Here is an 11,558-nt window from a genome sequence, read left to right on the forward strand (position 1 = left end):
TGATGTTCATTAGGTATTTCCGTGTACTATGAATGACTTCTGGACAGCGTTTGGAGCAATCATTGGTGCGTTGGCTTGCATGGTCACGGTTTATGAACTCGGCTTGAGAGTCGGCTACAAACGCGCTCAATTAAGCATCAACTCGGAGCGAGAGCAGAACCGTTTCTCTCGGCTGTACGCTCCGATGTATGGATTTTTTCTTCATTCTCACATCACAACTGCTATTGGGCGATGTGCTCCGTACCTTTGGCAGCGCATGCAGAATTCTTGGAAGATTCTGGTAAAACGCGGTGGCATTAATAAAGCTATAAAAGCACTCTTTGACAAACAGGAACTCGGAACTAGCGGAGAGGTTGAGTTCGGCTCGGATTTTCCGCTAGATAAGATCAACGATCTCATTAGAGGGAATGAGCAGTTCGCTGATGCCACCTTGCTTCATCTTATTGCTAGTGCGAATCGGGCACAATATGAAGAGGCACCGTCTGCAAGTGAGCTTACATCCGCAGATTTAGCTTTATTTGATCACATCTGCGAACAGCACCAGAAGCTGAGTCGTAAGTTCACCACTGCCTAAAAACATCTACTGAGAATGGTGAAATTGTCTCCTACTTCGATTAGATTGAAATGTTAAATCTAATGTTTCAACTACTAGAAAACTCTCCCAATTTCATGGCGATCACATTACGTTAAGGGGCGATCGTACTGATGATCCTCAACGCCGCTTGCTCAGAATCGAAACTGAAATGAGGTTCTTGTGATGAATAGCGAACATTCAGATCAACACATCGTTCCGCACGATTCAATCTTGCTTTACAGGCGTGGAGTCTGGTTTGAAAGTCAGGCGCTTTGGAACGAGAAAGATCCCGTTTGTCGGGCAAACATCGCACGCCTGCTGGCAGAGATGACAGTGAAACTGGCAGAGATGGAAGCAGAGGAAGCTCAGAAGTTTCTAGAGCAAACGGCATCCAGTGACGTTGCTTAAGGTACGTTGCCTCCGTGAACTCTATCAAGAAGTCGAAGACCGCATCGAAGGGATTGAGTAACGCCAAAATTAAAGGAGTCTTGAGGGTGGGCAATGTCCGCCCTTTTTTCATTCAGCCTCAAGTGATATCCTGAACAGATGGCTGAAATCTATGTAGCGATTTGGAACCAGAATGAAGTGGCAATGTCCTCAGTCGATGGCGACCTGATCGTTGTCCTCGTCACAAACGATGGTCGTTTTCAGGCGCAACAATCTGTGACGGTTCGCCAAGCAACTGCTTTCTTCCGAAATTTAGAGGCTGGGGACTACACGATTATTGCAAGGCATACCAGCCTAATGCCAACTGAAGCTCGCTATGACGTGGGTTTGGGTGTTGAAGCTGCGTTTGCCCCGTTTCATCGCAGTAAGTCGGTTTGTTTATAATGAAGCCCAACGCCGCTTGCTGAGAATTGATACGCAAATGAGGTTTTTCTCATGGACACTAGCGCAAACTCAGACGATTACATTCTGCCAGCAGACTCACTTAGAGCACATCAACTCGCCGTCTATTTTGAGAGTGAATGGCTCTGGAAAGAAAAAATCCAGTGCGTCGGGCAAATGCGGCGCGACGCTTGGCAGAACTAACCGCAAAACTCGCTGAACTGGAAGCAGGAGAGGCGCAGAATTTTGTTGAGCAAACGGTAGCAGATGATGTTGCGTAAGGCGCGATCGCCTTCGCCAACTCTATCAAGAAGTCGAAGACCGCATCGAAGGCATTGAGTAGTTCAAACTCAAAGAACGTTTTGAGGGTGGGCACTGTCTGCCCTTTTTTCATTCAGCTTCAAGTGATATTTTGAGCAAATGGCTGAGAGGATATCTGAGAAGTAGCAGGCGAATCGAATAATTTCTTTGGAGACGCTTTGCATTTCTTGGATGTCAATGGCTCTACGCCGCTACAGAAACAAAGTCCGCCTGCGGGACTGCAAACTTAAAGTTTTGAGAATCTGCGGAGTCAGCTTGTAGCCCTTTGAGCGTGGCTGAGTACAAAGCACTCGCTTTGCGAACGCTAATGTCTGTGTCGTCGCCACTGCCAGTTTCCAGTGCAAAGAAGCCTTACTTTTAAACTATGCTCTAGCTAACGTATTCACTGTATTTAGGGGAGCGTCAGTTTACAGATGTCATTGTGTTGTGTAGGTGCAGAAGCTCTTTAGCGATCGTCCATACGCCCACGCGTCACAAACGGCACATCAATGATATCCCCCTCTGTAACACCAACCTGAACGTGTAGACCAGCTCCACCTGCTTTAGTGCGAATATACGCTAACCCGAACGTTCCTTGATCCGTTTCAGTCGAGCTGGTGAGGGTACCGACTTTTTCATCCCCTATCGTAATAATCGTTCCTGGCGCAGCGATGCTTTGAAGACGAATGCCCCAAAGCTGCTGTTTAACGCCTTTGTAAGTATCGAGACGGGCGATCGTTTCTTGCCCAATGTAACAGCCCTTATCAAACGAAAGCGTCTGCCATAGCCCCGCTTCCAATGGATTGTAATCTTCTGTGAGTTCATGATCCGGTGCAGGTCTACCCTGTTCAATCCGCAAACGCTCCCAGGCATGTTCGCCAAGTAGAACAGCACCTGCTTCCATCAAGACCCTCCACACGCTCGACGCAGCGCTTGTATCCATCGTCAATGTGTAGCCCTCTAGTGCCAGACCACTACCGACTGCAATTTGTACAGCCTGTCCTGCCAGTCTTATCAAGCGATGGCTGGCATACGGTTGATTGGACAAAGCATCAATACCTAGCTGTTTTAAGAGCTTGCTGCTGTCCGACCCAATGACGCTAAAGGTCGATGTTTGCTCGGTCACATCAGTCAGCGTTACTTTGTCACCAAAGAAAATATAGCGGTCTAACCACTGCAATAGGTGCATACGGCGGTTGGGTGAAACCAGAATCAGGATGGCATCTTCTAGAACATAAGCTGTAGCCAGATCAATGGTGCGAGCGGTGGACGTGACAAAGACTGTGTCGCAACCATCCCCTGGTTTCAAGCGCTTGAAATCATTAGTACTCTGGTTGTGTAAAAAGTTAAGGCGATCGTCTCCAGAAAGCTCAATGCGTCCCCAGTGGGTGCGATCGCAAATTGCCACACCCGATCGTGCTGCCTGGACTGCCACTGCCTCATTGCCGAAACTTACAGGCACCGTTGCATCTTCAAACACAGCACCAAGCTGTACTTGGACATCACGCAAACTTTCAGCCATCGGTATCAACTCACTCAAACCTCTCGCTTACAGGTTAGCGCGAGTCAAGCCCGTCTAAACCAAAAGTCTGCACGATCGCCAGCGATGATGCAGACTTTTAAGTTTTCAGGCGAGAGTCAACGGAAGCAAGCCTACTTGATAATGCCAAGCAGTTCAGGCGTTGCAGGACGAGTAAACCGGGGAGCTTCAGAAAACTGGGAGAAGACCTCAAGTAGCTGATGGGCGACAGTAGGGGCTGTCGATCGTACGCAACACCCGACAGGTAGAACAGAGCAGCAGCAATCAAACCGTGCGAAACACTATTGCGGTTCTGTTACGAAAACTTGAGGAAATACTTTTTTTCAGCTATTCTCACGGTCGCGTAAGCTACATTTTCAGTTCTACCGATGCCAAAATTTCAGGATTTAGCGACCTGGCAGCAAGCAGAGCAACTCATGCAACCTGCCTTTATCCGGTTGATTGACAATCTTCGCAAGCAGCTCGAACAGTCTACGTGGCGCGGTACGTATGAAGAGGTTCAGGTTTGGGCTGAAGATGTTAATGCGGCAACTCAGTTTAAAGTGGCTCAGCTCCAAGCAGAACTTGAAACCGCCTCAGCAGAAGAGGCGATCGCGATCGAATCAGCTCTGACAGCACTACCATCACCCTATCCGGGCTATCATCTGCACCTTCAGAAACAGGAGTGTAATGTGACGGTAGACCTCTGGAACCTCTGCTACCAAATTTGTTTTCAAGATTATGACGCTGCGATCGGCACCTCTCACGTTCCTGGAGAAAGCGGTAGTAGTCAAGGAGTCAAGATCGATGGTGCTTTATTCGATGAAGCTGGAGACATAGACTGGCATCGACTCGATCAAAAAACGCAGCACCTTGTAGAGCAAACGTTTGCCAATCTGCCGTACGCAACAGCGGAATACGAACCTGAACGATTAGAAGGCTGAGGCAAAAGGTTGAATATTGCTTTTGCCTATGACTGTTATTCGTTGCCTATTGCCGTTATTCTTCACCGCCCTGGAGCTTCAGCAGGAGAAAGCCGACGCTGAGACCAACTAAAACCAGAACGGGAGCCAGTAAAGCAGCATTGAGAATTTCACTCATGGGTTATGTTCTTCCTTGGGAGTGCGTTGACGGATGGCGTTGCGAAAAAGGCAGCACCGATTGCCAACGCTGCCATCTCGCTGATAGAGAGCATTCTAAACTAGATTGGTACACCCGGTTTAGCTATGTACCTGGCAGTTTGAACAGAGGAGGCGTTCAGGACTGACCGCAGTTGTTGAGCAACCGTTGACGATCGCTAGGAGCCGGGGGTCGGTTCTCCTTTTACTTCGGCTGCATCAGATGGGTTGACGGTATTCGCAGCCATTTTTGCCCGATCGCGCTCTTCTCGCTTCTTGCGCTCTGCTTTTAGCACATCTTCCATCACAATCTGAGCCTGAGCCATTTTCTCAAGGTTGCTGCGGTAAAGCTCCAGGTCTTTTTGCACCTTGTCTTCAGACACATTTAAAGCCGCACAGACACGCTTAAGCACATCCTTGAGTTTGGTTTCATCCTTGACCAAATCGGCATCGGCTGTCTCCAGTAAGGTAAACAGACCAATCGCAAACAAACGGCTGTATTTAAAGGTGGCGTTGTGCGCGATCGCGGCTGCCTGTGCTTGCAGCTCATTAAAGTCTGCGATCGGCTCTGCTTGCTCTAGCCATTTGATAAGAGTCTCGACCGACGATCGGCTTGCCAGGGCTTGCAGGCGTTCTGCATCGTGCCTGTAGCGCTGAGGATCATCCTGTAGTGACTGACAAAGACCGTCAAAAATGGAGGCGATATCTTGCTCAGGGCGATACGCCTGCATGAAGCGATGGAAGGAGGTAAAAACACCTAACGCGTAGAAAGCATCGTAGTGAAAGTCTACGTTGACCGTCAGCAGATGCATCTCGACCATTAATTCCTCTACTACCCGACGGTAGATCGAATTAATTGGACGAGTATGAGTGATGTAGAAAGCTCTCTTAGTGTCTGAGACGGTGCGGACGTTATTCACAGCAAAAGGGATAGGGCAGGACTATCTCTATTCTCGCGCTTGACGGCAAGTTTGCCAAGTTTTGACTAGAAGCGACGGACAGCAATCCCCTGGATCGTCGTCTGAGAACCATTGATCAGTTTGTTAAAGACTTCGCATACCGTACTTTGCTCATTTCTGCGCTTGAGTCGGTCGCACGGGATCTCTGAGGACATAAGGTGCAGGATTTTCGGCAACCCAGCCGAGTGTAGAGCGCGATCGCACTTCAAAGTGCAAATGTGGTGCTTTGGAACTAGGGCTTCCGGTTGTGCCCACAGTGGCGATCGGCTGTCCACGTTTCACGATCTGCCCCACTTTGACCTTAAAACTGGCAAGTTGCGCGTAGCGGGTTTGCAAGCCCTCAGCATGGTTAATGACAATGAGATTGCCGTATGCGCCCTGTCTGCCCACAAAAGCAACGGTACCGTCAGCAACGCTCAGCACTGGCGAACCTACAGCTGCTGCCAGGTCAACGCCGCTATGAAAACCAACTTTGCTTGTTGTTGGCTGAATGCCCCAACCATACGCAAGCAGTAGTGCCGATCGCGTGGGCTTTGATAATAACGGATAGGCGGACAGGATCTTTCCTGTTTGTGCAGCCGCAGGTTGGCTAGTAGACGTTGTGGTCGCTACAGGTGACCAGTTCACTCCCGGCACAAAGACGACTTTCGGTGCTGGCTGGCAACCGTTGACCTCAAACAACACATCAGAGCGAATATTGTAGGTCTTTGCCACATCCCGCCAGGTTTGGTTAGGCTTCAGCGCAACGCGAATGCCGTTGAAGGGAGGCACTAAAATTTCAGCGCCGATCGGTGCCTTACCGCTACGCAGCACTGGGTTGAACCCCATTAAAGTTGAGGGAATGAGGTTATATTTCTGAGCAATTTCCTCTAACGTTTCGCCAGAGACCACTTTGTGGCGCACTAGCCGCGAGAGCACCGGGGCAGTACAGGCTGATGGAGTAGACGCTGCTGTGGGCATTGTCTGTCCAAGTTTTGTCTGGGCAAGGACGGGCGATCGTGCCGCATCCAAAGCTGCCAGGGTCATCCCAAAACATACCGAAAGCATCGATAGCCAGTGAAGTCGTCTCATACAGCCAAGGGTTCCAATAGTGACATGTGAAAGGTAAATGCTGCTCCTCCACTCTATCGCGTTGCCCTTTATGCCCTTCTTCGTTATGCAGGCTTAATCCGGATTTTGAATCAAAGAGGAAGGACGGGGAGCAGGGGAGGAAGAGGAAGCGAGGGAGAGAGGGAAGCAGGGGAGAGCAGGGGGAGAGTTTTGAGTAGCGCTGCTAGAGAGTTGTGAGTTGCGGGTTAAAGAGTGAGTTTTGATCCTTCTCTCCGTCTTCTGCTGCCCCCGCTCCCTCTGCCCCCTGCCCCCTTACTCCTCACTGCCTCAGTTACAATAAGCCCATGTTTGAGCTAAGTACCGCTGTTGTTAGGCTAATCAACCTATGAATCTCTCGTTAAAGCAGTTGGCAACATACGTCTCGTTACTGGCGATCGGTAGCGGCGCAGGGATTCTTGGTGGTCAATATTTTTTGCCTCATGAGCGGCTTAGCTCCAACTCTGCGGATATGCCAACCGTGCTGAAGACATTGCCCAGCAAACCAACCAGCCCAACGGTGGCTGCCGCTCCTTATGCAGCAAGTAGTGGCTCAGGCGGCTTCAACTTTATCGCTACAGCAGTCGAACGGATTGGTCCCGCTGTTGTCCGGATTGATGCGGCTCGTAAAGTAATGAACAACCTGCCTGATGCCTTCCGCAATCCTCTCTTTAGACGCTTCTTTGGTGATGAGGTGCCAGTGCCCAAAGAGCGTGTCGAGCGTGGCACAGGCTCTGGTTTTATTTTGAGTGGTGATGGTCGCTTACTCACCAATGCTCATGTAGTGGCGGGAGCTGACACTGTAGAGGTGACGCTGAAAGACGGTCGCACGTTTGAGGGTCGTGTAATTGGGTCTGATTCAGTGACGGATGTGGCAGTCGTCAAGATTAACGCAACAGGGCTACCGACGGTACAGATTGGCAGATCTGACAACTTGACTCCGGGGGAATGGGCGATCGCGATCGGTAATCCTCTAGGGCTGGACAACACCGTCACCGCAGGCATCATTAGCGCAACAGGACGGTCTAGTTCGCAAGTGGGCGTACCTGACAAGCGCGTCAGCTTTATTCAAACCGATGCTGCCATCAACCCTGGTAATTCGGGTGGACCGTTGTTGAATGACCGAGGTGAAGTGATTGGTGTCAATACAGCCATTCGAGCCGATGCTCAGGGGCTTGGCTTTGCAATCCCGATCGCAACGGCACAACGGATTGCCGACCAACTGTTTGCTAAAGGCAAAGTGGAACATCCCTATTTAGGGATTCAAATGGTTGACCTCACGCCAGCGCTACGCAAAGAGATCAATCAAGATGACGATGCGAAGCTCAAAGTGAATCAGAATCAGGGCGTATTGATCGTGCGTGTTTTTGATAATTCCCCAGCCGCTCAGTCAGGGTTGCGGCAGGGCGATATTATCCAAAAGGTTGATGGCAAGGTCGTCAAAACTGCCTCAGACGTGCAGGAACGGGTTGAGGCTAGCGCGATCAATAAGATGCTGGCTGTCGAAATTTTGCGTGACGGACAGCGGCGCAGCCTCCAATTAAAACCCGCTCCGTTTCCCAGCAAAAGTTGAAGGTCATTAGTTAAGCCAATGATCTTTATTTTGAACCTCTTGCTGTCTTTGAGTTAATGGAACTCAATAGCCATAAATTTTGCAAGATTCAATAGACTGACGATTAGAAACACAATTGATCATCAAACTATAGCGGTTCCTAATTCAGTGAAGTACAGTTGCAAAGAGGCAGAAGGCAGAAGTGAAAGAGAATGGTGGCTTGCTTTCTGCCTCCTACCTTCTGCCTTAAAACCTCAGCCCTTGTACCGCCCTCTAATGGGAACCGCTATATCAGCGTTTACTAGCAGTTGAAACGCTGGTTTTTATGCGTCAACCAAATCTGTGAGGCGGACGATCGTTGATACAAATTGCCTCAAAAAAGCATTTTTTGACGCAGTTGAACTGATCACACAATTTGTATGAAAGAGCATTGTGTCACTTGCCATGCTTCTAGCGCTGTTCTGTGAAGTTGTGGTCAAGTCCACTACCTGAAGGGAACACTACAGGCGTAGAACCAGTTTAAAGACTCAGGTCAACTACACAGACAATTCAACACAACTAACGCAACTTTATAGAAGAGGTAGAAATCTGATGTCACGTTCACTTTCTGTTACGTCTCTAAGCAAACGTCTGTTGACTGCAATGAGTCTCGCAGTCCTAGCTGCAATGCCTGCCACAGCTCATGCATTTGCTCCTACACCTCAAACAAACGCTTCTGTTGAGCAGAATGCTAGCAGCAACCAATGGTTGATAGCAGATGGAGATGACGATGACGACGATGATGACGATGATGATAAGAAAGGTCGGAATGGCAATCGCAATTGGAGACGCGATCGTTGCGATGATGACTGTGAGAATCGAACAACCAGACGTATTGACTTGAACCGGGCTAAAAACCTTGCCCGTCAAGCCGCAGAATCGAAAAACGGTGGTATTCGCTACTACCGTGCTGAAGCCTCAATGCACGGACCTGCCCAAAGCTGCCCGTATGTAGATAATGGCGATTCCTGGACATTCACCTTTGCGGGCAATCGGGTAGGGTCAACGGTCAGAACGATCGAAAGCGTTGTGACTGTCTACAAAGATAGCAGCCGAATTTTGGTTGCGTATAACGGTCCCGTTCGCAGTGTGCAACAAACACAGATTACCAGCTTTACAACAACCCAACGCACGGTGCTAGTTGATCTGCTCCGTGGCAACTGTAGCTGTAATAATCTGTTGACCAGTGCCACAAGGACTCAAATTATGAGTCAATCTCGCTCTCTCCCGCCTGGCATTCAAAAGCAACTACTGCGTGGGAAGGGATTGCCTCCTGGTATTGCAAAAAAATTAGTACGTTTGCCGAAGCAAGTGAATACATATGTCAATCTGCCGACTTATTACGATTTAGTTGTCGTTGGCTCGAATGTCTTGTTGGTTGATCAAGTAAATTACGTTGTAGTGGATTACATTTCCAACGTCATTTTGTAAGTCGATCGCCTTCAGAATCATAGTGATAAACCTCCCCGGTTCTCAACTATCTGGGGAGGTTTGTAACGCGATCGCCCTTCGTTGTCGATTATATAAAAGTAAAGAAAGACTTGAGGCGCTGAGTGAGTAGCTGCTTCACATATCGTCAGATTGTCACTAAAATGTCGGGCTTCGTTTTTGATCGCCAAGCCGCAGAAAGTCATGAGATCTGGTACAACCCAGATACCGATCCCATACCACCATTCCCAATCATCCAGGCGATATGCCGCGAAAAAGGCTGTGACTGATCATACATGCCTCAAAAATCCTCTAGAGGATTTTTGAGGCATGTATGATCTATTTAGTCATTCATCTGGCTAGGGTTTATGAATTCTTCAAATTGCTTCCCTAAAATACTAAACGGGCTGTTAGTTGCATCCTTGTCTATGCCGCTGCTTTTGATTGGTCAGGTTGCGATCGCCCATAACCAACCATACCGAAATAATCAGCCCACAACTGCCTTCATCGTTGCCCAAACCAGCGCCGATGCTTTTTTTAAGCGAGGGGGTGAAAAGTTCAGCAAAGGTGACTATCAGGGAGCCATTGCAGACTACACGCAAGCCCTCAAGCTCAATCCAAATGATGCTAAAACCTATACCAATCGAGGTGCTGCCCGCATTAACGTGGGAGACGATCAGGGGGCGATCGCCGATTTGAACCAGGCTCTTAAACTCAATCCAAACGATGCTAAAACCTATACCAATCGAGGTGCTGCCCGCATTAACTTAGGAGACAGGCAGGGGGGGATCGCCGATTTGAACCAGGCTCTCAAGCTCAATCCAAATGATGCTAAAGCCTATACCAACCGAGGTGCTGCTCGCTATAATTCAGGAGACAATCAGGGAGCAATTACAGATCTAAATCAAGCGCTCAAACTCAATCCAAATGATGCTAAAGCCTATACCAATCGAGGCGCTGCCCGTATCAATGTGGGTGACTCAAAAGGAGCGCTAGCTGACCTAAATCAAGCTCTCAAACTCGATCCTAATGATGCTCAAGCTTATGAACGACGAGGATCTACCCGCAGGAAATTAGATGACCTGAAAGGAGCAATTGTAGACTACACCCAAGCGCTCAAACTTAATCCTAACGATGCTATTACTTATAACAACCGGGGAGTTGCCCGCCTCAATTTAGGCGACACCCAGGGCGCAGTTGCCGATTTCAATCAAGCCCTCAAGCTTAATCCCAATAATGCTTTAACTTACCGCAATCGAGGCGTTGCTTACCGTAATGCAGGAAACAAGCAAGGCGCGATCGCCGATCTCCAGCAGGCAGCAAAACTTCTACAGCAGCAGGGCAGAACGGCTGAATACCAAAAAGTGATGAATGAAATTCAAAAGCTTCGGTAAAACCTTGAGAAGAGATCACGATCGCCTCTCGTTATCGGTGATCTCGTATCAACGAAAGACTCAATAATTGAATGGGTGAAAGCGCGATCGCACCTGAAATTCACAGAGCGCAATGCCACGTCGCGCCAAGTTCTCTTTGCTGTAGCGAGGTTGCCGATAACTCGTCTTCTAGTCACGATCGTTCGCTTGTTGCTGGCAGCTTGAGATGCACCAGGGCTTTTTGCAGCACACTTGGCTTGACACTCAACCAAATTTGATGGCGCTCATCCTCGGTATAGCCCACAATGACAGCGCCGATCGGTAAGCCAACATCGGGATACATCTCTGGAGTCATGTCTCCACTATCGGCAAAATCGGTAATCTGAACCAGACCTCGCACTACTTCATCACCGATGTTGACGAAAATCCCGAATGGCGCATGATGTTCAACCTTGCCGTGAATCAGTTCGCCCAGGCGATAGTTCGACTTAACCTGATTCCAGAATTGCACACTCATTGTCTTACCTCGGTTTGAGAACTCTGGGATATTGGTTTAGGAGCGGAAATAAGAGGGTGTTTGAAAAGGTATGGTCTGTGACATTGAGCACTCAGCGATCCCCCCTAAGCCCCCCTTAAAAAGGGGGGAAGCAGTCTTGTAGTTCCCCTTTTTAAGGGGGATTGAGGGGGATCTAGGGTTTTGCTACCAACAGGAGGACTTTTCAAACATCCTCTTAGCTCGACTTTGTCCATTGTGAAGGGGAGGAAAGGTAGCAAAATCAGGA

Annotated in this window: 13 protein-coding genes; 8 read left to right on the forward strand and 5 right to left on the reverse strand. The window is 48.9% G+C overall.

Annotation, left to right across the window (positions count from 1 at the left end):
• The first annotated feature begins 28 nt into the window (after window positions 1–28).
• The 4 genes from AC5JO6_RS13245 to AC5JO6_RS13260 all read left to right on the forward strand — a co-directional run bounded on the left by AC5JO6_RS13245 (window position 29) and on the right by AC5JO6_RS13260 (window position 1,683).
• Window positions 29–574, forward strand: a complete 546-nt coding sequence (locus AC5JO6_RS13245) for a hypothetical protein (RefSeq protein ID WP_496081537.1) — start codon at window positions 29–31, stop codon at window positions 572–574.
• Between the two features lie 183 nt (window positions 575–757).
• Window positions 758–982, forward strand: a complete 225-nt coding sequence (locus AC5JO6_RS13250; protein ID WP_496081538.1) for a hypothetical protein — start codon at window positions 758–760, stop codon at window positions 980–982.
• A 138-nt stretch (window positions 983–1,120) separates the two neighbouring features.
• Window positions 1,121–1,405 carry a hypothetical protein gene (locus AC5JO6_RS13255; RefSeq protein WP_496081539.1) on the forward strand — a complete coding sequence of 95 codons (285 nt, stop codon included), beginning with the start codon at window positions 1,121–1,123 and terminating at the stop codon, window positions 1,403–1,405.
• Between the two features lie 137 nt (window positions 1,406–1,542).
• Window positions 1,543–1,683, forward strand: coding sequence for a hypothetical protein (locus AC5JO6_RS13260; protein ID WP_496081540.1), 141 nt, complete (start codon window positions 1,543–1,545; stop codon window positions 1,681–1,683).
• A 485-nt stretch (window positions 1,684–2,168) separates the two neighbouring features.
• Here the strand turns inward: AC5JO6_RS13260 and ygfZ are convergent, their stop codons facing one another.
• Window positions 2,169–3,224, reverse strand: a complete 1,056-nt coding sequence (gene ygfZ, locus AC5JO6_RS13265; protein ID WP_496081541.1) for a CAF17-like 4Fe-4S cluster assembly/insertion protein YgfZ — start codon at window positions 3,222–3,224, stop codon at window positions 2,169–2,171.
• Between the two features lie 386 nt (window positions 3,225–3,610).
• On the opposite strand from ygfZ, the gene AC5JO6_RS13270 reads away from it, so the two are divergent.
• Window positions 3,611–4,165, forward strand: coding sequence for a hypothetical protein (locus tag AC5JO6_RS13270; RefSeq protein WP_496081542.1), 555 nt, complete (start codon window positions 3,611–3,613; stop codon window positions 4,163–4,165).
• Window positions 4,166–4,220: 55 nt separating this feature from the next.
• On the opposite strand, the gene petM is transcribed toward AC5JO6_RS13270, so the two are convergent.
• From petM to AC5JO6_RS13285, 3 genes are all read right to left on the reverse strand, one after another.
• Entirely contained in the window at window positions 4,221–4,322 is a 102-nt protein-coding gene (gene petM / locus AC5JO6_RS13275; RefSeq protein ID WP_496081543.1) for a cytochrome b6-f complex subunit PetM, read from the reverse strand.
• A gap of 196 nt (window positions 4,323–4,518) precedes the next feature.
• Window positions 4,519–5,259: a photosystem II biogenesis protein Psp29 gene (psb29, locus tag AC5JO6_RS13280; protein WP_496081544.1), complete on the reverse strand. Its 741-nt coding sequence runs from the start codon at window positions 5,257–5,259 to the stop codon at window positions 4,519–4,521.
• 150 nt (window positions 5,260–5,409) lie between these two features.
• Window positions 5,410–6,369 (reverse strand): peptidoglycan DD-metalloendopeptidase family protein, encoded by a 960-nt coding sequence (locus AC5JO6_RS13285; protein ID WP_496081545.1) that lies wholly within the window; start codon window positions 6,367–6,369, stop codon window positions 5,410–5,412.
• Window positions 6,370–6,733: 364 nt separating this feature from the next.
• On the opposite strand from AC5JO6_RS13285, the gene AC5JO6_RS13290 reads away from it, so the two are divergent.
• From AC5JO6_RS13290 to AC5JO6_RS13300, 3 genes are all read left to right on the forward strand, one after another.
• On the forward strand, window positions 6,734–7,957 hold the full coding sequence (locus AC5JO6_RS13290) for an HhoA/HhoB/HtrA family serine endopeptidase (RefSeq protein ID WP_496081546.1): 1,224 nt from the start codon (window positions 6,734–6,736) through the stop codon (window positions 7,955–7,957).
• 621 nt (window positions 7,958–8,578) lie between these two features.
• The gene (locus AC5JO6_RS13295; RefSeq protein ID WP_496081547.1) at window positions 8,579–9,406 is read left to right on the forward strand and encodes a hypothetical protein; all 828 of its coding nucleotides are present in this window, start codon (window positions 8,579–8,581) and stop codon (window positions 9,404–9,406) included.
• Window positions 9,407–9,831: 425 nt separating this feature from the next.
• Window positions 9,832–10,797 carry a tetratricopeptide repeat protein gene (locus AC5JO6_RS13300; RefSeq protein WP_496081548.1) on the forward strand — a complete coding sequence of 322 codons (966 nt, stop codon included), beginning with the start codon at window positions 9,832–9,834 and terminating at the stop codon, window positions 10,795–10,797.
• A 172-nt stretch (window positions 10,798–10,969) separates the two neighbouring features.
• Here the strand turns inward: AC5JO6_RS13300 and AC5JO6_RS13305 are convergent, their stop codons facing one another.
• The gene (locus AC5JO6_RS13305; protein WP_496081549.1) at window positions 10,970–11,293 is read right to left on the reverse strand and encodes a S1 RNA-binding domain-containing protein; all 324 of its coding nucleotides are present in this window, start codon (window positions 11,291–11,293) and stop codon (window positions 10,970–10,972) included.
• Between the last annotated feature and the right edge of the window lie 265 nt (window positions 11,294–11,558).

It is taken from the genome of Tildeniella sp., assembly GCF_059505325.1.

What these genes read in the sequence shown, in the direction of transcription:
- AC5JO6_RS13305 (WP_496081549.1), bottom strand. Translation starts at nt 11,293, where the DNA reads ATGAGTGTGCAATTCTGGAATCAGGTTAAGTCGAACTATCGCCTGGGC.
- AC5JO6_RS13260 (WP_496081540.1), top strand. Translation starts at nt 1,543, where the DNA reads ATGGCTCTGGAAAGAAAAAATCCAGTGCGTCGGGCAAATGCGGCGCGA.
- AC5JO6_RS13285 (WP_496081545.1), bottom strand. Translation starts at nt 6,369, where the DNA reads ATGAGACGACTTCACTGGCTATCGATGCTTTCGGTATGTTTTGGGATG.
- AC5JO6_RS13255 (WP_496081539.1), top strand. Translation starts at nt 1,121, where the DNA reads ATGGCTGAAATCTATGTAGCGATTTGGAACCAGAATGAAGTGGCAATG.
- AC5JO6_RS13300 (WP_496081548.1), top strand. Translation starts at nt 9,832, where the DNA reads ATGCCGCTGCTTTTGATTGGTCAGGTTGCGATCGCCCATAACCAACCA.
- AC5JO6_RS13295 (WP_496081547.1), top strand. Translation starts at nt 8,579, where the DNA reads ATGAGTCTCGCAGTCCTAGCTGCAATGCCTGCCACAGCTCATGCATTT.
- AC5JO6_RS13290 (WP_496081546.1), top strand. Translation starts at nt 6,734, where the DNA reads ATGAATCTCTCGTTAAAGCAGTTGGCAACATACGTCTCGTTACTGGCG.
- AC5JO6_RS13270 (WP_496081542.1), top strand. Translation starts at nt 3,611, where the DNA reads ATGCCAAAATTTCAGGATTTAGCGACCTGGCAGCAAGCAGAGCAACTC.
- AC5JO6_RS13245 (WP_496081537.1), top strand. Translation starts at nt 29, where the DNA reads ATGAATGACTTCTGGACAGCGTTTGGAGCAATCATTGGTGCGTTGGCT.
- AC5JO6_RS13250 (WP_496081538.1), top strand. Translation starts at nt 758, where the DNA reads ATGAATAGCGAACATTCAGATCAACACATCGTTCCGCACGATTCAATC.
- petM (WP_496081543.1), bottom strand. Translation starts at nt 4,322, where the DNA reads ATGAGTGAAATTCTCAATGCTGCTTTACTGGCTCCCGTTCTGGTTTTA.
- ygfZ (WP_496081541.1), bottom strand. Translation starts at nt 3,224, where the DNA reads ATGGCTGAAAGTTTGCGTGATGTCCAAGTACAGCTTGGTGCTGTGTTT.